Source organism: Streptomyces achromogenes (assembly GCF_030816715.1).
GTDB classification, from domain to species: Bacteria; Actinomycetota; Actinomycetes; order Streptomycetales; family Streptomycetaceae; genus Streptomyces; species Streptomyces achromogenes_A.
Window position 1 is genome coordinate 1,417,001 of the sequence record NZ_JAUSYH010000001.1, and the last position, 21,149, is coordinate 1,438,149.

Annotated in this window: 19 protein-coding genes; 12 read left to right on the forward strand and 7 right to left on the reverse strand. The window is 72.2% G+C overall.

Annotated elements, in window-relative coordinates; all coding sequences use genetic code 11:
* Positions 1-513: 513 nt before the first annotated feature.
* Complete coding sequence (locus QF032_RS06230) at positions 514-1,077, forward strand: hypothetical protein (RefSeq protein WP_307055281.1); 564 nt, start codon at positions 514-516, stop codon at positions 1,075-1,077.
* Between the two features lie 54 nt (positions 1,078-1,131).
* Here QF032_RS06230 and QF032_RS06235 read toward each other — a convergent pair whose 3' ends face one another.
* Positions 1,132-1,425 (reverse strand): DUF6355 family natural product biosynthesis protein, encoded by a 294-nt coding sequence (locus QF032_RS06235; protein ID WP_307040773.1) that lies wholly within the window; start codon positions 1,423-1,425, stop codon positions 1,132-1,134.
* Between the two features lie 354 nt (positions 1,426-1,779).
* On the opposite strand from QF032_RS06235, the gene QF032_RS06240 reads away from it, so the two are divergent.
* The 4 genes from QF032_RS06240 to QF032_RS06255 all read left to right on the forward strand — a co-directional run bounded on the left by QF032_RS06240 (position 1,780) and on the right by QF032_RS06255 (position 6,569).
* On the forward strand, positions 1,780-2,328 hold the full coding sequence (locus QF032_RS06240; RefSeq protein WP_307040775.1) for a hypothetical protein: 549 nt from the start codon (positions 1,780-1,782) through the stop codon (positions 2,326-2,328).
* A gap of 213 nt (positions 2,329-2,541) precedes the next feature.
* Positions 2,542-4,110 carry a hypothetical protein gene (locus QF032_RS06245; protein ID WP_307040777.1) on the forward strand — a complete coding sequence of 523 codons (1,569 nt, stop codon included), beginning with the start codon at positions 2,542-2,544 and terminating at the stop codon, positions 4,108-4,110.
* A 144-nt stretch (positions 4,111-4,254) separates the two neighbouring features.
* The gene (gene dacB, locus QF032_RS06250; RefSeq protein WP_373430298.1) at positions 4,255-5,628 is read left to right on the forward strand and encodes a D-alanyl-D-alanine carboxypeptidase/D-alanyl-D-alanine endopeptidase; all 1,374 of its coding nucleotides are present in this window, start codon (positions 4,255-4,257) and stop codon (positions 5,626-5,628) included.
* 242 nt (positions 5,629-5,870) lie between these two features.
* On the forward strand, positions 5,871-6,569 hold the full coding sequence (locus QF032_RS06255; protein ID WP_307055283.1) for a LuxR C-terminal-related transcriptional regulator: 699 nt from the start codon (positions 5,871-5,873) through the stop codon (positions 6,567-6,569).
* Positions 6,570-6,662: 93 nt separating this feature from the next.
* Here the strand turns inward: QF032_RS06255 and QF032_RS06260 are convergent, their stop codons facing one another.
* Positions 6,663-7,643: an SMP-30/gluconolactonase/LRE family protein gene (locus QF032_RS06260; protein WP_307055285.1), complete on the reverse strand. Its 981-nt coding sequence runs from the start codon at positions 7,641-7,643 to the stop codon at positions 6,663-6,665.
* A gap of 245 nt (positions 7,644-7,888) precedes the next feature.
* Here QF032_RS06260 and QF032_RS06265 point away from each other — a divergent pair, with 245 nt between their 5' ends.
* Positions 7,889-8,179, forward strand: coding sequence for a zinc-ribbon domain-containing protein (locus QF032_RS06265; RefSeq protein ID WP_306954470.1), 291 nt, complete (start codon positions 7,889-7,891; stop codon positions 8,177-8,179).
* 21 nt (positions 8,180-8,200) lie between these two features.
* Here QF032_RS06265 and QF032_RS06270 read toward each other — a convergent pair whose 3' ends face one another.
* Both QF032_RS06270 and QF032_RS06275 read right to left on the reverse strand, forming a co-directional pair.
* The gene (locus tag QF032_RS06270) at positions 8,201-9,286 is read right to left on the reverse strand and encodes a sugar ABC transporter substrate-binding protein (protein ID WP_307040783.1); all 1,086 of its coding nucleotides are present in this window, start codon (positions 9,284-9,286) and stop codon (positions 8,201-8,203) included.
* Entirely contained in the window at positions 9,283-11,640 is a 2,358-nt protein-coding gene (locus QF032_RS06275) for a SpoIIE family protein phosphatase (RefSeq protein ID WP_307055288.1), read from the reverse strand. Before QF032_RS06275 ends, QF032_RS06270 begins: the two co-directional genes overlap by 4 nt.
* A gap of 121 nt (positions 11,641-11,761) precedes the next feature.
* Between QF032_RS06275 and QF032_RS06280 the strand changes: the two genes are divergently transcribed.
* The 6 genes from QF032_RS06280 to QF032_RS06305 all read left to right on the forward strand — a co-directional run bounded on the left by QF032_RS06280 (position 11,762) and on the right by QF032_RS06305 (position 19,904).
* Entirely contained in the window at positions 11,762-12,853 is a 1,092-nt protein-coding gene (locus QF032_RS06280) for a sugar ABC transporter substrate-binding protein (RefSeq protein ID WP_307040788.1), read from the forward strand.
* Between the two features lie 28 nt (positions 12,854-12,881).
* On the forward strand, positions 12,882-13,664 hold the full coding sequence (locus tag QF032_RS06285; RefSeq protein WP_373430299.1) for an ATP-binding cassette domain-containing protein: 783 nt from the start codon (positions 12,882-12,884) through the stop codon (positions 13,662-13,664).
* Between the two features lie 5 nt (positions 13,665-13,669).
* Positions 13,670-14,869 (forward strand): sugar ABC transporter permease, encoded by a 1,200-nt coding sequence (locus QF032_RS06290; RefSeq protein ID WP_307049944.1) that lies wholly within the window; start codon positions 13,670-13,672, stop codon positions 14,867-14,869.
* A gap of 190 nt (positions 14,870-15,059) precedes the next feature.
* On the forward strand, positions 15,060-17,318 hold the full coding sequence (locus QF032_RS06295) for a sensor histidine kinase (protein WP_307055290.1): 2,259 nt from the start codon (positions 15,060-15,062) through the stop codon (positions 17,316-17,318).
* A gap of 134 nt (positions 17,319-17,452) precedes the next feature.
* Positions 17,453-18,685 carry a right-handed parallel beta-helix repeat-containing protein gene (locus tag QF032_RS06300; protein ID WP_307040792.1) on the forward strand — a complete coding sequence of 411 codons (1,233 nt, stop codon included), beginning with the start codon at positions 17,453-17,455 and terminating at the stop codon, positions 18,683-18,685.
* 151 nt (positions 18,686-18,836) lie between these two features.
* On the forward strand, positions 18,837-19,904 hold the full coding sequence (locus QF032_RS06305; RefSeq protein WP_307040794.1) for a methyltransferase: 1,068 nt from the start codon (positions 18,837-18,839) through the stop codon (positions 19,902-19,904).
* Positions 19,905-20,017: 113 nt separating this feature from the next.
* On the opposite strand, the gene QF032_RS06310 is transcribed toward QF032_RS06305, so the two are convergent.
* From QF032_RS06310 to QF032_RS06320, 3 genes are read right to left on the reverse strand one after another with little or no spacing between them, the layout of a single operon-like run.
* Positions 20,018-20,359, reverse strand: coding sequence for a TcmI family type II polyketide cyclase (locus QF032_RS06310; RefSeq protein WP_307040796.1), 342 nt, complete (start codon positions 20,357-20,359; stop codon positions 20,018-20,020).
* 22 nt (positions 20,360-20,381) lie between these two features.
* A complete protein-coding gene (locus QF032_RS06315; RefSeq protein WP_306954455.1) occupies positions 20,382-20,861 on the reverse strand; it encodes an SRPBCC family protein in 480 nt (159 codons plus the stop codon).
* 1 nt (position 20,862) lies between these two features.
* Positions 20,863-21,117, reverse strand: coding sequence for an acyl carrier protein (locus QF032_RS06320; RefSeq protein WP_057580843.1), 255 nt, complete (start codon positions 21,115-21,117; stop codon positions 20,863-20,865).
* Between the last annotated feature and the right edge of the window lie 32 nt (positions 21,118-21,149).

Here is a 21,149-nt window from a genome sequence, read left to right on the forward strand (position 1 = left end):
GACGGCAGAACAACTCACGGTCTTCCACAGGGAGTTCACCGAAGCGTGACCACGCTCCCTACAGTGACCCCATGACCCGTACCGACGACGGCGACGAAACGACGGAGCGGCGGCTCCGCCTGTGGATCTCCGAGATCCCCGAGACGCTCAGGGAGCTGCGCGGCGAGATCCTCGACGAGGACTTCCCGTTCGACTTCGGGCCCGCCTCCCTGGCCGCGCTGGAGGCACATCTGCTCGCCGAGTACCGGTCGGCCGACGAGAAGCCGGATCTGGACTTCCGGCCCACCCGGTGTGCCGCGGTCTACCTCGGCGAGGTCCTGCTGGACGTCGCCGGGGGACGGTGGGACTGGCAGCCGCGTGGCGCCCCCGGCTCCCCGGCGGGCCGGCCCGTCGTCCACCCCGACCCCGCGCTCGGCCTCGCCCCCCTTTCCCCGCTCTCCCTCGTCGCGCGGGCCGTCCGCACCCGCACCGGAAGCGTCTTCACCGAGGAGGCGGCCGGGCTCGGCGGAGGCGGTGGCCGAACTGCGACGGCACAAGCCGGGCTGGGCTCCCGCCGTCGCGACCCACCCCGGACAGGACCCCCGTACGGCCGGCGCGGACCATCCGGAACTCCTGCGCTGGCTCGGCGTACGGGCCCGGGAGTTCGCCCACTGGACGGACGAGGCCGGGCCCGCGGCGGACGGCGGTCGGCACTGGGACTTCTCCCCCGCCTCCCTGGACCTGCTCGAGACGGTGCTGCGCGAGAGGTTCGACGGCAGCGCCGGCCTTCTCGGCGCGAAGAGCGGCGCCTTCGTGCAGGGCGCGGTCTGGTACCTCGGCGAGGTCGTCCGCCGCGCCAGGGACGGCGTGGTGTGGCAGTACCGGCCCCGCACCCGCTTCGACGAGCCCCTCGGGACGGCGATGTTCCACGCCGCGGACGAGATCTACCTCGACACGCCGAGGGTGGCGCAGCCGGGTCTGCGCGAGGGCGGGTCGGCCCACCCGATGGCGGCGCTGAACCTCCTCTTCTGGGAGACGGACGAACTCGACAACCCCATCGAAGCCCGGCTCGCCGACGTCCTGGACGACTTCGCGTGAGCGTTCGTCAGCAAGGCCTCGGCACGGAACTCAGCGCGGACGTCGGCACGGGCCTCAGCACAGACGGCCGACGTAGTAGGCGCCCTGGATCTTGCCGGCCGGCCCCAGCCAGGTCCTGCCGGGGCCGACACAGCGCTCGTAGTCGGGCGCCAGGGCGACCTCGACCTTGACGACCACCCGGGAGCCGTCGGACGTGCAGTGGTTGTAGAACGCGTCGGAACCGGTCTTGTAGAAGCCGCACGGGTCCGCGGCCGCGGGGCTCGCGGTGGCGGCGGTCACCGCGCCCAGCGAGGCGACCACGAGAGCGACGGAACCGATGGTGCTGAGCACCGTACGACGAAAGCGCACGACAGAACTCCTTGACGGATCGAACAGATCGAACAAATCGAGTGAGCGGGACGGTCGGACCCCCCGCCCGGCCGGTAGGCGGTTGCCTGCCTCAGGATCGGGGCGAGGAGCCGGGGACGGCCGCAGGTCGCGTCCCGTTCACCCCGTGAATCGTTTCGCCGGTCCGCCGTTGGAGTGGATCTTCCCTGTGCGACGACTCGACGGCCCCGATCCGGGGGAGGGCGGGCCGGTTTCACCCGGCTGACCGCCCTGAGTGGTGCGTCGGCGTGCCCTGACTGACGGTGGATCACGTCAGGCCGGGTCAGGTGAGCTGACGAGGTGTCGGCTGCCCGGTCGGGACGGAAGGACCATCAGATGCGCTCTGCTCGAATGATCCTGGCCACCGCGGCGGCCTCGGCCGCCCTGGCGATCGGCGCCCCGGGCGCCTTCGCCACCGACGGGGACTGGGACCACGACAGCTCCTCCTACAGCAAGGAGGACGGCTCCTCCGCGAAGGAGGACGGCTCCTGGTCCGGCAAGGAGCACGGCAAGGAGAACCACGGGAAGGAAGAGCACGGCAAGGGGGAGCACGACGGACCGCACGGCGGCATGCACACCGGCGGCGGCGCGCTGACCGCGGTGAACCAGGACGGCGACCGCGGCGCGGCGAAGGACCCCCGGTTCGACCCGGAGACCTACAAGGACAAGGACAAGGAAGAGCACGGCTCGGGCTCCTGGAAGGGCGGCAAGGAGGAGTCCGGCGGCTGGAGCGGTAAGCACGAGAAGCCCAGCGGCGGCATGCACACCGGCGGCGGCGCCCTCGCCGGCCCCTCGGTGACCGCGGCCGGACTCGGCGTTCTCGCCGTCGCCGGCACCGGCGTCTACGCCCTGCGCCGCAGGAAGACGGCGGGGGGTGTGGCCTGATCATGCCTGACGCGATAGCAGCCGCGGCCGCCACGCTCGCCCCGCGTGGCGGTCCGGCCGGCTGCCGGTCACGGCCGGCGGCACCCGGCGCCGGCGTCCTCGTCGGCGCCGGCCCCGTACGCTTCGCCGCCGATCCCCCTGTCGGCCGTGCCGCTGCGCCCGTACACTGACAAATCGCAGATGTGCGGGCGCAGTTCAGCGGGGGGAGCCGCCATGTCGGGGGACCAGTACGGCAGATACGACCACACCTTCACCGTTCCACCCATGCCGCCGGCGCCGCCGCCGGCCCCCGCCGACGGCGTGCGGGCGGTGGCGGTCGCGGTGCTCAACCTCAGCGGACTGGGGCTGGGGTACGCGCTGACGCGGCGCTGGGTGCTGACGGCGCTGTGCTGGGCCGCCACCGCCGCCCTGCTGCTCGTGGCGCTGCCGGCCGACCCGGACGGCGTCCCCGGCCTCGCCCTCGTGCTGTACGGCGTGTTCCTCGTCGCCGTGGCGGCGCACGGGGCGCGGGTGGGCCTGCGCACGCCGCTGACGGGACTGCGCAACGCGCCCCTCGCGCTCGGACTCGGGCTGCTCCTTCTCGTGGCCCCGGCCGGCGGAGCGGTGCTGTACGACGGGGCGCGGGACGAAGCGGTCCAGCAGATGCTCCTCGACCGGCTCGACGAGGCGAACCGCCTGGTGGAGGCGGCCGGCGACCGGCCCTTCGACTCGGCGCAGGCCGACTACCGCAAGGCCCTTGCCGCCTACGCCGGCCTGCAGGCCGACCACCCCGGTTCCCGGGCTGCCGAGCGGGTGCCCGCGCAGATGAAGACCTTCTACAGGACGGTCGGCGCCTCCTACGACCAGGGCGACCACTGTGCGGCCACCGCGCCGCTGAAGTTCCTGCGCACGGTGCCCAAGAGCCTGCCCGAGACGGATCTCGCCGATCTGAAGACCTGGCCGGACGACCGGCTCGCCACCTCGCTGTACGAGTGCGCGTCCACGTCGCTCACGGCGGGCGAGGCGGGCTGGACGGGACAGTTCGGGGAACTGCTGACGACCTTCCCCGCCTCGGCGCAGGCCGCGAAGGTGGAGCCGGCCGTGGCCGCGGCCGTCGCGAGGACGGAGAAGGACCTGGCCGGAGCCGAGCCCTGTTCGGCCGTCGAGCGGCTGTCCACGCTGAGCTCGCAGATCGACGGGCTGCCGGCCGAGCGGACGGCCTTCGCCGCCACCCTCGACAAGGACGCCGCCCGGGCCACCGCGAGCGCGGACACGGGCGCGTACACCTGCGGTGTGGACCAGTACCGGGACGGCGACTTCAAGTCGGCGCAGACGACCATGACCGAGTACGCCTCCAGCCACAAGAGCGCCGGGAACGCGGCCCTGGCGAAGAAGATCGCGATAGCGGCGGAGATCGCCCAGACCGTGCCGGCCGCGGGAAAGAAGCTGCCGACGACGCGTTCCGGCGGCAGCATCTCGGTGACGGTGCAGAACGACAGCCCCGACCAGATCACGGTTCTCTACACGGGCCCGGTCACCGGCAGTTTCACCCTCAAGGGATGCGGCAACTGTAAGGCGTACTCCCTCGGCAGCACCCTCAGCCCGGGTTTCGAGCCCTGCAGCAACAGCAGCAAGAAGTATCCGGAACGGACCATCAGCCTGCCGGTCGGCACCACCTTCTTCCTGCACAAGCCGATGGGCGACAGCCTCGACACGCCCGCTTCGGACACGGCCAAGCTCGAATCCGGCTACATCTACACGGAATGCGCCTATACGACGCAGCGCCTGGGGTCGCTCTCCTGAACGTGGGGGAAACGTGCGGGGAATTCCGTTCGCTGAATTTCCGTCAGCTTCCGAATTCATTACCTATGGGTCACATGTGACAGGTGATAAGGTGCGCCGGAATTCCCTTGCGCAGACCCCCCACGAAAGCCCTGAGAAAACCCCATGACCGAGATAATGCCGGACTCCCCCACACCCTCCTTCGCGCCGGGCGGTCGGCGACGACACCGCAAGGCCCGGCAGAGCGGCGTCGGCCTGCGCCGGGCGCTGGTGATCGCGCTGGCCGTGCCCGTCACGTCCGCCGCCCTGGCCGGCCCTTCGGCGTTCGCCGTGGACAAGGGCGTCGGCACGACGGCCAAGGACACCTCTCCGTCCAAGGGCCCCGACGCGGACGACCAGCAGATGGCCGCGAATCTCGCGACCCGGGTCCTGGACCGGCGACTGGGTTCCGACGTCAGCGGCGTGGTCCTCGACGCCGACTCGGGCAACTCCCTCTGGGACCACAACGGGGCGACGGCGCTGATGCCGGCGTCCAACGTCAAGCTCGCCACGTCGACCGCCGCGCTCACCGTGCTCGGTCCCGACCACCGGTTCACCACCAAGGTCGTCTACGGCGACGGCACCCTCACTCTCGTCGGGGGCGGCGACCGCACGCTCACCGGCGCGGACCTCGGCGAGCTGGCGAGCAGCGCGGTGGCGGGCCTCAAAGCGGCCGGGCTGACGTCGGTGAAGGTCGCCGTGGACGACAGCCTCTTCCCCGAACCCACTCTGGCCAACGGCTGGAACACCGGCTACTACCCCGACTCCGTCGCGCCGGTGCGCGCGCTCGTCGTCGACGGGCACGGCGTACAGGACACCTCCCTGGACGCCGGGCAGGCGTTCGCGCGGCAGCTGACCGCGGCCGGGGTCACCGTGGACGGCGCCGTCACCCGGGCCACGGCGAAGGCGACGGACTTCCCGGTCGCCCGGCACCGGTCGGCGCCGCTGTCGGACATCGTCCACACGATGCTCAAGACCAGCGACAACAACATCGCCGAGACCCTGCTGCGGATGACCGCCCTGGGCGCGGGCCGTCCGGCGACCTTCGAGGGCGGCACGCAGGTCGTGCGCCAGGTGCTGAGCCAGCGGTACGGGGTGTCCCTCGACCACTTCGAGATGTACGACGGCAGCGGCCTGTCCCGGGCGGACCGCATCCCGGCCGCCACCCTCGCGGACATCCTCGAACTGCTGACGAAGCCGCGTCACGCCCGCGTGCTCGGCTCCATCCTGGACGGGCTGCCGGTCTCCGGCGAGGCCGGCAGCACGCTCGGACCGGAGTGGGGCCGCTTCGACGACGTGAACTCCAAGTGCGCGGTCGGCAAGGTGCACGCGAAGACCGGCACCCTCACCGGGGCCGTCGCGCTGAGCGGCCTCACCCAGGGCAAGGACGGCAAGTGGAAGGTGTTCTCCTTCGTGGAGAACGGCTCCACCGCCAACCCGAACGACATCAAGGACGCGATGGACGGTCTCGCCGCGACCGTGAACGGCTGCTGGGCCTGACCTGTCGCCGGGCAGGAGCACGAGAGGGCCGGCCACCGGAAAGGTGCCGGCCCTCTCGCCTTGCGCCCGCCCGACCGCCGGCCCCGCCCCTGGCGGCCGACCGCCGCACCGAACCCTAGTGACGCACACCACAAGGAAACGATGCCGTTTCGATGGCCCTGAGGGCTATTCTGGGCGCCAAGTGAACGAAACAGTTTCGTTCCTAAGAGGCGTTCACCCCCACCGCATGGAGAACGACCACCATGGCCTCCGTACTCATCGGCGACGATCAGTCCCTCCAACGTGTCGGCCTGCGCATGCTGCTGGCCGGTGAGCCCGACCTCACCGTCGTGGGCGAGACGGCGGGCGGCGCCGAAGCCGTGCGCCTGAGCGCCGCGCTCCGTCCCGACGTCGTCCTGATGGACGGTCGCCGTCCGCTCGCGGACGACATCGAGACCATCCGCCGCATCACCCGTCCCGCCCCCCTCGCCGCGGTCGGCCGGGCCGCCCGGCCGCTCGGGCGCCCGCCGCGGGTGCTGGTCCTGACCTCGACCGGCGACGCCGCGTACGCCTGCGCCGCACTTCGCGCGGGCGCCGGCGGCTTCCTGCTCAAGGACGCCACCCCCGACGAACTGACCGCGGCCGTCCGGGTGGTGGCGGCGGGGGACGCCGTCATCACGCCCGAACTGACCCGTGCGCTGATCGACACCGTCCGCCACGAGCCCGCCGCGCTCCCCCGCGACGGCGCGGCCGGACCGGACTCCCTCACCGAGCGCGAACGCGACGTCCTCGTCGCGGTCGCCTCCGGCTGGTCCAACGCGGAGATCGCCGCGCGGCTGTCCATCGCCCCGACCACCGTCAAGTCGCACGTCAGCCACATCCTCGCCAAGATCGGCGCCCGCGCGCGCGTCCAGGCGGTCGCCTTCGCCTACGAGTACGGCCTGGTGCGGCCGGCGGCCTGACTCGGCCTGAGACCGCTGACGCCCCGCACCCGCCCTCTGACGCCCCGCACCCGCCCTCGGGCACGGGGCCCCGCCGACCTCCCGCCCCGGGACCTAGCCCCGGGCGCGCCGGCTCACGTGGGCCAGGAGGAGGTTGGGGTCCTTCTGGGTGAAGTACGCCGCGCTGGTGACGTAGGCGGTCCTGCCGCGCACGGTCACCGCAGTGGGGTTGGACAGTCCGTCCTGACGGTCGAGGACGACCTGATGGGTGCCGTCCGGGCGGACCAGGGCGACCTCGTTGCCGCCGGTCAGCGCGACGAGGGCCTCATCGCGGTGCCGGTCGACGAACCCGAAGTCGTCGAGCGCGTAGAGGCCCGTCGCCCGGGTCTGGATCGCGCAGGCCGAGCCGGCCTCGCCGACCGGGATGCGCAGCAGCGTTCCGGCGTTGGTGTTGGACACCCACACGGCGTCGCGGTGCAGGCGCAGACCGTTGGCTCCGACCTTGGCCGCGGGCCGCGCGTTGCGCGGCTCGAGTGCGGCTCCCCGGGCCCATGCGGTGGGCTTGCCGCCCGCGCGCGGGACGCGCCAGACGGTGCCCAGCACCGAGTCGGCGACGTACAGCACGCCTCGGCGCTCGTCGAGGGCGAGACCGTTGGGGAAGCCGTTCGCCGGCAGCTGGGCGATCTGGCGGGGCTTGCCGCCGCGGGCGGGGATGCGCCAGATGCCGGTCGCGCGGGTGCCGGTGGCGTAGGTGACGTACAGGGTGCCGTTCTCCGCGCGGGCGATGCCGAGGACGACGGCCCTGCCGACGACGGGCGTGGACGCGTCCGGCACGGCGGGCAGGGTCGCGAGGAGCCGCTCGCGGCCCTCGCGGGTGACGTTGACGACCTGCCGTGCCGTCGAGAACGTCAGGTCGGCCGAGCCGTCGGGTTCGAGCGCGATGTTCTCCGGCGTCTCGCCCTTGGCGAGGTCGAAGTGGGCGACGACGCGCGGGGCGGACACGGCCGGCTCGTCTCCGGCGGCGGGAGCCGTGGCGAGCAGCCCGAGGGCGAGGGCGGCGGCGGTGATACCCGCCGAACGGGGAAGTCGGGGCATGGGACCTCTCTTCGGGGAAGTCTGGACCGCCGCTGTGCGGCGGCCAGACGACCATCGCGGCGTCCCGGCGGCGACCGCCGCCGTCGCGGCCGGGAGATCGCCCGCGTGGCCCAGGGCATCGACCCGCCTGCCGCTCACCCGGGTGACCCGCGATGCAGCAGACTGTGCGGTGCGACAGCCGTCCGGAAGGACACCCGGACGGAACACCCGCCCGGACGGACACCCACCTCAGAAGGAAGCACAACGTGATCATCTTCGGCACCAAGGGATACCTCTACCAGCTGGCGATACTGACGCTGGTGTGCGGCCGCTGCGGCAACCCCGCCGCGCACACCCTCAGGAAGCGGGTCACGAAGTTCACGCTGTTCTTCGTGCCGCTCTTCCCGATCTCCTCGAAGTACGCGACCCAGTGCACCTTCTGCGGCGCCGAACAGAAGATCGCCAAGGAGCAGGCCGAGCAGCTGCAGGCGCAGGCCGCCGGTCATGTCGGCGGTCAGGCGTACGGGCAGCCGCAGCAGCAGCCGTACCAGCACTGACGTCCGTCCGGGCGTCCGGGCTCACGGGGTGAGCCCGACCCGGTCGCAGGCCGCGCGCAGCCGCGGGGGGCAGATCTGGGCGACGGTGTAGACGCCGCGGTCGACGAGGACCGGCTCGACGTCCTCGGCCGTCACGGCGGTCGGGGTGAGCAGGACCGACGGGATGCCCTCGGTGGTGGGGCTGTCGACGGTCGTGGTGGCGCGGTCGTGGGGATCCTCGCCCCGTCCCACGGCGACGGCCATGGCGGCGACCGCGGACGCCTCGTCCTTGAACGGCTTGTACACCGTCATGTACTGCTCGCCCTTGACGATCCGCCGTACGGCGTCGAGGTCGGCGTCCTGGCCCGTGACGGGCGGGAGTTCGGTGACGCCGGCGCTCTTGAGCGAGGAGATCACACCCGAGGCGATGGCGTCGTTGGCGGCCAGCACGCCGTCGATCCGGTCCGGGCCGAGGGCCGCGATGGCGGCGGACATGTTGGCGTGGGCGTTCTGCGCGCTCCAGTCCAGCGTGTTGTAGGACCTGGCGATCGTCACCTCGCCGGCGAGGACGGACAGCGCGCCCTTGCGGTACAGGGCCGCGTTGGGGCTGGTGGGGTCACCGTTGACCATGACGACGTCGGCGTCCTCGGCCCGCTTGCCCAGGGCGTCGAGGAGCGCCTGGCCCTGGAGCCGGCCGACCTCGTGTCCGTCGAAGCCGACGTAGCCGGTCACGGGGCCCTCCGCGAGGCGGTCGTAGGCGACGACGGGAACGCCCGCCCGACGCGCCTCCTGGATGGAGGAGCGCAGCGCCCGGGTGTCGGCGGCGTCGAGGATCAGGACCTTCGCGCCCTTGGTGACCATGGACACCATCTGCTGGCGCTGTCTGGTCACGTCGTTCTCGGCGTTGGCGTACTCCACCGTGCAGGCCGGGCACAGCTTCTTCACCTGCGCCTCGATCAGCGGCCGGTCCGAGTGCTCCCAGCGCGGGACGGCCCGGCTGGGGAGCAGCAGGCCGACGGTGAAGCCCTCACCGGAACCGCTCTGCCCTCCGCCGTCGCAGGCGGCCAGGGGCAGGGTCAGAAGGGCCGCGCCGACCACCGCGGCGGCGTATCTGCGTCGGGTGTTCACGGCACTGCCTCCGGTACGACGATCTCGCTCCACACCTGTTTGCCGCCGGCCACCGGGACCGAGCCGAAGGTGTCGGACATCGCCTCGACCAGCAGCAGGCCGCGGCCGCCGGTGGACTCCCAGTCGACGATCACCGGTTTGGCGGGGGCGCGCGGCGAGGAGTCGCTCACGCAGACGCGCACCCGGTCGCCGCGCAGGATCAGGTCGAGACGGACCGGCCCCTGCGTGTGCACGAGGGCGTTGGTGACGAGCTCGGAGACGACCAGCAGCACGGCGTCGGCCGCCTCCTGGACCTGCCAGCGGCGCAGGGTGCGCGCGGTGAAGCGGCGGGCGTGCATCACGGCGTCGGGCAGCCGCCACACCATCCAGCCTGCCCGGATGGGGCGGGTCTTCATGCCGTCGTAGCGCAGGAGCAGCAGCGCCACGTCGTCCTCGCGGCGGCCGGCGTCGCCGAGCAGCAGGTCGGCCGTGCGGCCGAGGTCCGCGGGGTCGGCCGCGCCGAGCGCGGCGCGGGTGCGCCGCATGCCCTCGTCGAGCGGGAGGTCGGCTGCCTCGACCAGGCCGTCGGTGACCAGGGCGAGGACCGTGCCGGGGGTCAGTTCGACGGCCGTCATGGGGAAGTCGGCCTCGGCGAGGATGCCCAGCGGGGGGCCGCCCGCGACCTCCACCTCCTCGGTCTCGCCGTCGGGCCGGCGCAGCAGCGGCGCCAGATGGCCGGCCCGGACGAACAGGATGTTGCCCTCCTCCATGTCCAGTTCGGCGTAGCAGCAGGTGGCGAACAGGTCGGTCTCCATGCCGACGAGGAGCCGGTTGGCGTGGGAGACGACCACGTCGGGCGGGTGGCCCTCCATGGCGTAGGCCCGGACCGCCGTCCGCATCTGGCCCATGATCGTCGCGGCTCCGGCGCTGTGTCCCTGCACGTCTCCGATGACCAGTGCCACCCGGTCCTGGGAGAGGGCGATGACGTCGTACCAGTCGCCGCCCACCTGGAGGCCGCGGCGGGCCGGCAGATAGCGGGCGACGGCTGTTCCGCCGGGGAGTTCGGGCAGGCGCCGGGGCAGCAGGCTGCGCTGGAGCATCGTGGCGAGTTCCTGCTCGGCGTCGTGCGCGTGGGCCCGTTTGAGAGCCTGGCCGACGAGGGCGGCGGTCGCGGTGAGCAGGGACCGCTCCTCGGGGACGAACTCGTGCGGCCGGTCCCAGCCGACCAGGCACACGCCGGCGACGCTGCCCTTGGCGGGCAACGGCAGGACGGCCAGCCCGCCGGGGCCGATGCCGGAGAGTCCGGGTTCGAGGTCGGTGTCGGTGGGCCACAGGTCCATCCGGCCGTCGCGCAGCGCGTCGCGCAGGGTGGGCAGGGCGCGCAGCGGGGCGTCGGGCCATTCGGTGCGCCACTCCGAGCGCCAGGCTTCGGGCCAGGCGGTGGGCTGGGGCGGGTCGAGGACGGTGACCATGAGCCGGTCGTCCTGCAGTGCGGCGAGGGCGACGCGGTCGGCGGCCAGCGGCTCGCGCAGGGCGGCGACCACCACGCGGCCGACGTCGCGGACCGTGGCGGCGTCGTCGAGGGCGGCGGTCAGCCACTGGATGCGGGAGACGTCGTCGGCTCCGCCGCGCAGCACCGGCGTCGCCGTCACCACGCCGAGCACGCCGTCCGGCCGGCCGTCGGCGGCCGGCGCGGTCCGGCAGCTCAGGCTCAGCCAGCGCATCTCGCCCTTCGGGCCGCGGACCCGGAACTCCAGGTCGCGCCGGCCGTACTCCAGGTCCGCGGGCTCCAGCACGGTCATCAGGGCGTGCATGTCCTCCGGCAGGGCGTGGGCGAGCAGGGTGTCGACCTTGCCGTCGAAGTCGTCGGGGGTGATGCCGACCAGGTCGAGCAGGGTGTTGTCGGCCTCGATCAGTCCGGCGTCGGGGAAGAGGACGAAGGAGCCGACGCGCAGGCTGTGCAGGGCGGGCCCCAGCAGGGACGCCGTGCCGGGCGGGTCGGCGGCCGGTTCGAGCAGAGCGGCGACGGCGTCGGCGTACCGCTCCAGGAACCGGCGCTGCTCGTTCTCGAAGCCGTCCGCCGAGGAGCCGAGAACGAGGAGGCAGCCCAGCCGCCGGCCTTCCGCGTCCAGGGGAAGCGCCCCGAGCGGTCCGGGAGGGGTGTCGGCGGGCAGCCAGAGAGGGCGGTCGGCGCGGAAGGCGAGGACCGCGGGCGAGTCACCGGACAGCGGCAGGCGCTCCGGCGGGGGCTGTCCGGAGATGGTTCCTCCGGACGCGTCCACCAGCCGCAGTTCTCCTTCGGCGGCGCCGGGCGCGTACACCGCCGCCAGCGTCGCTCCGGCGAAGGTCAGGGCCCGGTCGAGGCATGTCCGCAACGTACCTCCCGTCCTGCCGCAGGTGCCGACAGGTTGAGATCGGGGCACCCACCCACCAGAATCGCATATAAGGATCAGCCGAACATATCCACCCTATTGTCGTCTACGGCAGGTATCGCATATGAAGGCCTGCATTCGGGACACGGCGATGGCCCTGACCGTGCTCTGCACGGCTGCGGTCCTGGCCGCCTGCGGGGCGGACGCCGGAGGCGAACCCCGCGGCGGCGGGAACGGGCCGCGCATCGGTCTGCTGCTGCCGGACGCCACCACACCCCGCTGGGAGGCCCAGGACAGGCCGCTGCTGGAGAAGCGGATCGCCCGGCTGTGCGCCGACTGCGAGGTCGAACACGCCAACGCCAAGGGCGATGTGGCGCTCCAGCAGGAGCAGATGGAATCGATGATCACCAAGGGTGTGGACGCCATCGTGCTGGTGGCCGTGGACGCGCGCTCGCTCAGACCCGCGGTCACCAAGGCCCATGAGGCCGGCATCCCCGTCATCGCCTACGACCGGCTCGCCGAGGGCCCCATCTCGGGTTACGTCTCCTTCGACGGCGTGGAGGTCGGCAGGCTCCAGGGCAGGGCCCTGCTGCGGGCGATGGGCGACAAGGTGCCCGGCGCGCAGATCGTCATGATGAACGGCGACCCGAGCGACCCCAACGCCAAGGCGTTCCAGCGGGGCGCGCTGTCCGTGCTCGCCGGGAAGGTGAAGATCGGCAAGGCGTACGACACCCCGCAGTGGCGGCCGGAGACCGCGCACATGAACATGTCCGGGGCGCTGGCGGCGCTCGGCCCGGAGTCCATCGACGGGGTCTACGCGGCCAACGACGGTCTCGCCGGCGGCAGCGTCTCCGCCCTGAAGGCAAACAAGGTCACCCCGCTGCCGCCGGTCACCGGGCAGGACGCCGAACTTCCCGCGCTGCGCCGCATCGTCGGCGGCGACCAGTACATGACCGTCTTCAAGCCGTTCGGGCCCGAGGCGGCGGCCGGCGGCGCCATGGCCGTGGCGGCCGCGCGCGGGGAGAGCCTCGAACCCGTCGCCACCGGCGAGGTGCCCACCCGCGACGGGGAGGCCGTCGCGTCCGTGCTGCTCACGCCGGTGTCCGTGACGGTCGACAACATCGGGGACACGGTCGTCAAGGACGGCCTGCACACCGTCCAGCAGATCTGCACGCCTCAGCTGCGGGCCGCCTGCGACAGGGCCGGACTCACCTGACGCCGCGTCCCCCGCTCCCGGGAAGAAGGTGGTTTGCGTGCCGGATCCCCCCTTGCTGGCGCTGCGCGGGGTGTGCAAGCGCTTCGGCGTCGTCAAGGTCCTCGACGACATCGAGCTGGAGATCCACTCCGGTCAGGTCGTCGCCCTGCTCGGCGACAACGGGGCCGGCAAGTCCACCCTCGTCAAGGTGATCTCCGGGGTGGCCCCCGCGGAGAAGGGCGTCATCGAGTGGCGGGGCGCGCCGGTGCACATCCGGCGGCCGCACGACGCCCGGGACCTCGGCATCGCCACCGTCTACCAGGACCTGGCGCTGTGCGGGAACCTCGACGTCGTCGGCAACCTGTTCCTCGGCCGGGAGATCCGCCGGTTCGGGTTCCTCGACGAGGTGGAGATGGAACGCCGTACCCGGCAGCTGCTGGAACGCCTGACCCGGGGCCTGCCCGATCTGCGCGGCCCCGTCGTCTCGCTCTCCGGCGGTCAGCGGCAGACGGTGGCCATCGCCCGCTCACTCCTGGGCGACCCGCGGATCCTGCTCCTGGACGAACCGACCGCGTCCCTCGGGTTCGAGCAGAGCACCGAGGTCCTCGACCTGGTGGACCGGTTGCGCGACCGCGGACTGGGCGTGCTGCTCATCAGCCACAACATGGGCGACGTGAAGGCGCTCGCCGACCGTGCCGTCGTGCTGCGTCTGGGGCGCAACAACGGCTTCTTCGACGTGAACACCGCGTCGCAGGAGCAGATCGTCTCGTCCATCACCGGCGCCACGGAGAACGTTCCGCGCCGGCCGGCCGGCCGGGAGGCGGGGTGGTGAAGAGCATGCGGGCCGTCGCCCGCGCGATGGAGAGCGGGGTGGCGGTTTTCCGGCGCAAGCTGAGCGCCGGAGAACTGGGTTCGCTCCCCGTCGTCCTCGTCCTGGCCGTCGTCTGGATCACCTTCCAGTCCCTCAACGAGAACTTCCTCTCGCCCCGCAACCTGTCCAATCTCAGCGTGGACATCGTGGGCACGGGACTGATCGCCGTCGGCATCGTCTTCGTGCTGCTGCTCGGCGAACTCGACCTCTCCGTCGGCTCGGTCAGCGGCCTGGCCGCGGCCGTGTTCGCCGTGCTGAACGTGAACCACGGGGCGCCGGAATGGCTCGCGCTGATCGTCGCGGTGCTGGCGGGCACGGTCGCGGGGACCGTACAGGGCTACTCCATCGCCCGGACCCGGGTGCCGGCGTTCGTGGTCACGCTGGCCGGCCTGCTCACCTGGAACGGCCTCATGCTCGCGATCCTCGGCGACAGCGGCACCGTCAACCTGGACGAGAACGGCCTGATCGCCAGGCTGACGAGCTACTACTTCACGCAGCCCGCCGTCGCCTACGGCCTCGCGGCACTCGCCGCGGGCGCGTACTTCCTCGCCTGCGACCTGGACCGGCGCCGCCGCCGGGCCGTCGACATGCCGCACCGCTCGCTGCGCGGCACCGTCGTGCGCACGGCCGGGCTCGCGGCGGTCGCCTTCACCGTCGCCTACCTGCTGAACCGGTTCCAGGGGCTGCCGCTGGCCCTGCTGGTCTTCCTCGTGGTGGTGGCCGGTCTCGACGTGATGCTGCGCCGCACGCACTACGGACGGCAGGTCTACGCGCTCGGCGGGAGCGTCGAGGCGTCCCGCCGGGCCAGTCTCAGCGTGACCTGGGTGCAGACGGCGGTGCTCGCGGTCTCGGGCACGATGGCCGCGGTCGGCGGCCTGTTCCTGGCCTCGCGCATCACCTCGGTGAGCCAGAGCTCGGGGTCGGGCGTGCTGCTGGTGAACGCCATCGCGGCGGCCGTCATCGGCGGCACCAGTCTGTTCGGCGGACGCGGCACCACATGGTCGGCGGTGCTGGGCATGCTGGTGATCCAGTCGATCGCGTCCGGCATGGCCATCACGGACACCCCCCCGGCCGTCCAGTTCATCATCACCGGCGGCGTGCTGTTCGCCGCGGTGGTCATCGACGCCCTGTCGCGCCGCTCGCAGGAGTCCCACGGCCGCGCGTGACGCTGTGCGCCCCGGCCACGCCGCGGTCGAAGCCGTGTGCAAAGTCATGGCGTCCCCGGTGGCGAACAGGGCGCGAACGGCACTAGTTTGGTGAAAGTTGCACCACTTCTGAACGCAGTGCTGCCGACGCGCCGTAGTGAGGGGTACCGGCGCATCCCGCGCGGGGCGTTCCACAGGCGATGAGGACAGAGTGCCGAACAACTCACCCACAGCGGAGGGACGGAGATCCCTCACCCGCAACTGGCCCGTGGGCAGACGGCTGCGCGCCGTTCTCCTCATCCCGGTGCTGGTGGCCCTCGTGTTCGGGGGCGTCCGGGTGAAACGTTCGGTGGACACCTGGCAGGACGCCGACGACGCGGTCCGCGTGGCCGAACTCGTCCAGGCCGCCAACAAGTACGCGAGCGACGCGATCAACGAGCGCGACGTGTCGGTCATCCCGCTCGTCGCGGAGAAGAAGGAGTCGGCCGCCGTCGTCCAGGCCCGGAAGATCACCGACGCGGACGCGAAGGCGTTCGACGCGGCGGTCGCCCGGATGCCGCAGACCAGCGGCCTGCTGCGGCGCGTGCAGCTGGTGCGCGAGGGCGAGAAGCAGCTCACCACGGTACGGACCAACGCGTTCACCTCACGGATGACCGGGGTGCAGACGGAGGAGAGCTACCACACCGTCCAGCATCCCTTGATGGAGATCTCCAACGAACTCGGGTACGGCAGCGACAACCAGGCCAGCTTCGGCCGGACGCTCTACGCCGTGTCCCTGACGCAGGCCGCCGAGTCCCTGATCCGGGCGATCGGCACGCATCTGCTGGTGGACGACCGCGACGCCCTCGCCCCGGGCGAACTGGAGACCCAGCTCGCCTCCTTCCGCTCGTACGCCTACCTCGAGCAGGTGGGTCTGCAGGAGTTCGCGGGCGCCGCCACCACCGAGGACATGGCACGGCTGCAGAAGGCGCTGGCCGACGCCGGCGCCCGGGGCAAGCAGCAGACCGCCGCGGCCGCCGCCGAGGCCGCGGCGGCGGGGAAGAAGTTCGTCGCGCCGCCCTCGATGGAGGCGATGATCGCCGCGATCGCCACCGGAAAGCCCGCCGAGGACCTCGCCGAGCAGGGCATCACCCCGGAGTCCTTCTTCGCCGCGTCCACCCTGGGCTTCGACGCCTACCGCGGCGTCCAGGTGTACCTCACCGACGCGGCGCTCGCCAGCGCCCAGGACATCGCCGACCAGGCGCGCGGGGACGCGATCACCAACGCCGCGCTGGTGCTCGCGGCGGTGCTCGTCGCCTTCCTGCTCGCCACCTGGGTGGCCCGCACGATGGTCACCGGCATGCGCCGGCTGAGCGCCTCCGCCATCGAGATCTCCGGACAGCGGCTGCCGGCCCTGATCGACCAGCTGTCACAGAGCGACCCCGGCAAGGTGGACACCCGGGTCACCCCCATCGCGATCGACACCACCGACGAGATCGGCGAGGTCGCCCGGGCCTTCGACCACGTCCACCGAGAGGCCGTCCGGCTCGCGGCCGAGCAGGCGCTGCTGCGCGGCAACATCAACGCGATCTTCACCAACCTCTCTCGCCGCAGCCAGTCCCTGATCGAACGTCAACTCGCCATGATCACCAGCCTGGAGGACAACGAGACGGACCCGGACCAGCTGGAGAACCTCTTCAAGCTGGACCACCTCGCCACCCGGGTGCGCCGCAACGGCGAGAACCTCCTGGTGCTCGGCGGGGAGAGGCCCGCCCAGCAGTGGGACCGTCCGCTGCCGCTGGTCGACGTCGTCCGGGCCGCCTCCTCGGAGGTGGAGCAGTACGAGCGCATCCGGTTCGCCGGCCTGCCGGAGGCGCAGGTCCAGGGCGAGGCCGTGACCGACCTCGTGCACCTGCTGGCCGAACTGCTGGAGAACGCCACCGCGTTCTCCTCCCCGCACTCGCTGGTGCAGGTGACCGGCTCCCGGCTTCCCGACGGCCGGATCATGGTCGAGATCCACGACGAGGGCATCGGCCTCGAGGCGGACGACTTCGCGGTGATCAACCACAAACTGGCCAACCCGCCGACCGTCGACGTCGACATCGCCCAGCACATGGGGCTGTTCGTGGTCGGCCGGCTCGCCGAACGGCACGGCATCCGCGTCCAGTTGCGCCCGTCCGCCGAGAAGTCCGGCACCACGTGCCTCGTCATGCTGCCCCACACGGTCGCCCAGCGCCCGGCCGACGCGATGCCCGACTCCGACACCCTGGCGCTGGCCATGATCAGGAACCTCCCCACGTCCCGGAGCGCGGGCGGCGCGGGGCCCTTCGGCGGCTCGGACTCCGGCGACGCCTTCACCGACTACGAGGCCTGGCAGGACGATCCCGGCAGGGCGGACCCGGCGCAGGAGGCGCCCGCGTCCGAGCGTCCGCGACGGCTCCCCCGCCGCTCGCCCGGAGGCAGCCGGCGGGGCCGGGGCGACGGACGCTGAGGCCGCTGAGGCCGCAGCCCGAGCGGCTCCCCGTGGGCCCGGTCACGGGGGAACGACACGCCGGACACGCCGGACACGCCCTTGGATGGCCCATCCCGCCGGTTAACCCGACATCGGGTCATAGCGTGCGCAATATGAAGAAATGCCATATCGCGTACCTGGCGTGCACAGCGACCCTTCTCGGGACGGGGCTCGGCGCGGCCTCCCCCGCCACCGCCGGGCACACCGCGCACCACGTGCACCTGGTGCATCCAGGACAATCCATCCAGCAGGCGGTGGACGCCGCGGCGCCGGGCGACACCGTTCTGGTGGCCTTCGGCACGTACCGCGAGAGCGTCACGGTGAAGACGCCCGGACTGACCCTGCGCGGCATGGGCCGCGGCACGGTCATCCGACCGGCCGCCGCCTCCGCCGCCACGGCGGGCACAGGGAGCACGGCCACCGGCGCCGGCGCCGCCGAGCCCGCGCCGAAGCCCGCGGCCAAGCCCGCGACGAAGCCCGGCGCGAAGCCGGCCGCCAAGCCCGCCGCCGAGCCCGCCGCCAAGGCCGCCGAGGGCTGCGCCGAGAGCGGCAACGGCGTCTGCGTGCTCGGCACGAAGGAACACAACGTCGAGGACGTCACCGTCGCGAACCTGACCGTCACGGGCTTCACCAGGTCCGGCGTCTACGCCATGGCCGCCGACAACCTGACCGTGCGCAACGTCACCGCCGAGAAGAACGGGGTGTGGGGCATCGCCCAGGAGGGCTCCCTGCACGGCGTGTTCCGGGGCAACACCGCACGGGACAACGGTGACGCGGGCCTCTTCCTCGCCAACTCGGTCAAGGAGGAGATGGGCGCCGTCGACACCGAGGGAACAGTCGTCGAACACAACCGGCTCGAGGGCAACCGGATCGGCGTCACCGTCCGCCGACTGCGCAACCTCACCCTCGCGGCCAACCGCCTCACCGGCAACTGCGCCGCGGTGTTCGTCGTCGGCGACGAGAACAAGCCGCGGGCCGGACGGGTGACGGTGACGGAGAACCGCATCGAGCGCAACAACAAGTCCTGCCCGAAGACCGCCCGGCTGGACGCCCTGCAGGGCTCCGGCATCGTCCTCACCGGCGCCGAGGACAGTCTGATCACCCGCAACGTCATCAGGGACAACGTCGGCGCGTCACCGCTGTCCGGCGGCATCGTCCTGTTCAAGAGCTTCGTCGGCACCCCGAGCGAGCGGAACCGGATCAGCGACAACACGCTCGAGGGCAACGCCCCGGCGGACCTGGTCAACGCGGACACCGCAGGCAAGGGCAACACCTTCGAGGGCAATGCCTGCGCGGCGTCGAAGCCCGCCGGCCTGTGCCGCCCGGCCGACCGCACCCGTCGCTGACCGGACAGCGCCGCACCCGGCCCCGAAGCACCCCTGACACCCGCAGCCCCCGCAGCACCCGCAGCACCCGCAGCACGTGAAGCACGTGAAGCACGTGAAGCACCAAAAGCAGGACGAACCCCCGGCATCCGAGAACGAAGGAAGGCGGCACATGACGACCGTTCAGTCCCGCAAGCTGTCGGACCCGCCCGAGCAGGACCCGCCCCCCGCCCCACCGCCCTCCATGCGGCTGCGGGAGCTCGCGTTCGGGGCCGCGTGCGCCGCCGCCCTGCGCGCGGCCGCCCGGCTGGGCGTCGCCGACGCCCTCGGCGACAGCCCGCTGCCCGTGGAGGACCTCGCGGCCGCGGTGAAGGCCGAGCCCCGCCAGCTGCGGCGGCTGCTGCGGGCCCTGTCCTGCTACGGCGTCTTCGCCGAGCGGCCGGACGGGACGTTCGCGCACACCGACGTCTCCCGGCTGCTGCGCGAGGACGACCCGAACAGCCTGCGCGCCATCACCCTGTGGTGCACCGAGCCCTGGACCTGGGACGCCTGGCCGCTGCTGGACGAGGCGGTGCGCACCGGGCGCAACGTCGTGGAGGGCCTGTACGGCAAGGAGTTCTTCTCCTACCTCAACGAGGACGCCCCGGAGTCGGCCGACGTCTTCAACCGCGCGATGACGACGTCCAGCGTGCAGTCGGCGCGGGACGTCGCGGAGTTCCTGGACCTGTCGGGTTGTTCGTCGGTCGCCGACCTCGGCGGCGGCCAGGGGCACGTGGTGGCGAGCCTGCTGGACAAGTACCCGGCGATGCGGGGCGCCCTGCTCGACCTGCCCCGGGTGGTGGAGAACGCGGTGCCGAGGCTGCGCGCCGGCGGCGACCTCGCGGGCCGGGCCCGGATCGTGCCCGGCGACGTGCGCGAGGCGGTCCCTGTCGAGGCCGACGTCTACGTCATCAAGAACATCCTCGAGTGGGACGACGAGAGCACCGCCCGCACGCTGCGCAACGTCCGCGAGGCGGGCGGCCCGGGCACCCGGGTCGTGGTCATCGAGAACCTCGTCGACGACACGCCGTCGATGCGGTTCAGCACCGCCATGGACCTGATGCTGCTGCTCAACGTCGGCGGGGCGAAGCACACCACCGAGAGCATGGTCTCCCGGCTGACCGACGCCGGGCTCGTCATCGACGACATCAGCCCGGTCAACCCGTATCTGCACGCGTTCGACTGTCACGTCCCGGGCTGATCCGGTCGCGTCCGCGCACCACCCCCGCGCGACCGCCACCCCGTACCCCACAGACCACCGGTCGCCGGGCCCGCAGCGTCGCGGGCCCGGCGACCGGTGTGGTCCGGCACGGTTCAGCGGGCCGGCTCGCGCTCCCAGAGGTAGAAGCGCTGCGCCATGGCGTCCTTGGGGGACCGCCAGGTCTCGGGGTCGTACGCGCTGACGTACGAGGACAGCCGCTCGCTGACGTCCCGGAACTCGGGGTGCCCGGTGATCTTGGCGATGGCGGGCCCGGGGTCGCGCTCGGACTCGATGAGATGCATGTAGACGTCGCCGAACTGGAAGAGGCTGCGCCGGACGACGCCGACGAGCCGGGGAAGCTCCCCGCGGTCGGAGTCCTCGAACACCTTGGCGATGTCGGGTGCCGATCCCGGGGCCATCCGGGCGACGATCAGTGCTTGGTGCGTGGGGGGCATGGGGGGCTGTCCTCCGTCCGGGTCAGTCGGTCAGACCGGGCGTGGCGCCGCGCTCGGCGGCCGCCTTCTCGATGCGGTCCCGGATCAGGGCCATCTGGACCTTGGAGTTCCGGTTGATGTTGTCGGTCATCCACTCGTCGTCGACCGGCGCCTGCGGCTTCATCGCGAAGTCCTGTGTCCAGACCATCCGCGTGCCCCCGGGCACCTCCTCGTACCGCCAGTGGATGTCCATGTGGTCGAAGGGTCCCGTCTCGACCCGGCGGGCCTTGACCGTGCGGGTGTCCCGGTCCGGCTCCCGCTCCGAGACCCAGCTCCACACGGTGCCGTTCTCGTCCGGATGCATGGTCAGCCGGAAGGTGGTCCTGCGGCCCTCGCGGGAGAGGATCTCGACCGAGGCGTACTCGCTGAACAGCCGAGGCCAGTTCTCCAGGTCGTTGGTGATCTCCCAGACCAGTTCCAGGGGCGCCGCGATGGTGATCTCGTTCTGCGTGTGTCCGGACATCTCACGCTCCTGTCATGAGTGCGCTGTTGACGAGGTCGAGGAACTGCCGGGGCGTCTTGGAGCGCTCGGCGTCCGGGGGCATCGGCGTGCCGTACCGGTTCTCCAGCTCGCCCACGATGCCCAGCAGCCCGAGCGAGTCCACGCCCAGGGTCGCGAAGGCGGTGTCCTGCTGCCGGAGCTCGTCCGGCGCGACGGTGACGCCGGCGGACTTCTTCATGAGTTCGGCCAGCTCTTCCACGGTGATGCGGTCGGTCATGGGGTTCCTCTCCTCTGCTGCTTCCCTGCTGC

Bases quoted from the DNA above. Each gene is read 5' to 3' on its own strand.
- QF032_RS06290 (WP_307049944.1), top strand. From the start codon at position 13,670: ATGCGGGCCGTCGCCCGCGCGATGGAGAGCGGGGTGGCGGTTTTCCGG.
- QF032_RS06305 (WP_307040794.1), top strand. From the start codon at position 18,837: ATGACGACCGTTCAGTCCCGCAAGCTGTCGGACCCGCCCGAGCAGGAC.
- dacB (WP_373430298.1), top strand. From the start codon at position 4,255: ATGACCGAGATAATGCCGGACTCCCCCACACCCTCCTTCGCGCCGGGC.
- QF032_RS06315 (WP_306954455.1), bottom strand. From the start codon at position 20,861: ATGTCCGGACACACGCAGAACGAGATCACCATCGCGGCGCCCCTGGAA.
- QF032_RS06245 (WP_307040777.1), top strand. From the start codon at position 2,542: ATGTCGGGGGACCAGTACGGCAGATACGACCACACCTTCACCGTTCCA.
- QF032_RS06280 (WP_307040788.1), top strand. From the start codon at position 11,762: ATGAAGGCCTGCATTCGGGACACGGCGATGGCCCTGACCGTGCTCTGC.
- QF032_RS06240 (WP_307040775.1), top strand. From the start codon at position 1,780: ATGCGCTCTGCTCGAATGATCCTGGCCACCGCGGCGGCCTCGGCCGCC.
- QF032_RS06255 (WP_307055283.1), top strand. From the start codon at position 5,871: ATGGCCTCCGTACTCATCGGCGACGATCAGTCCCTCCAACGTGTCGGC.
- QF032_RS06320 (WP_057580843.1), bottom strand. From the start codon at position 21,117: ATGACCGACCGCATCACCGTGGAAGAGCTGGCCGAACTCATGAAGAAG.
- QF032_RS06260 (WP_307055285.1), bottom strand. From the start codon at position 7,643: ATGCCCCGACTTCCCCGTTCGGCGGGTATCACCGCCGCCGCCCTCGCC.
- QF032_RS06310 (WP_307040796.1), bottom strand. From the start codon at position 20,359: ATGCCCCCCACGCACCAAGCACTGATCGTCGCCCGGATGGCCCCGGGA.
- QF032_RS06300 (WP_307040792.1), top strand. From the start codon at position 17,453: ATGAAGAAATGCCATATCGCGTACCTGGCGTGCACAGCGACCCTTCTC.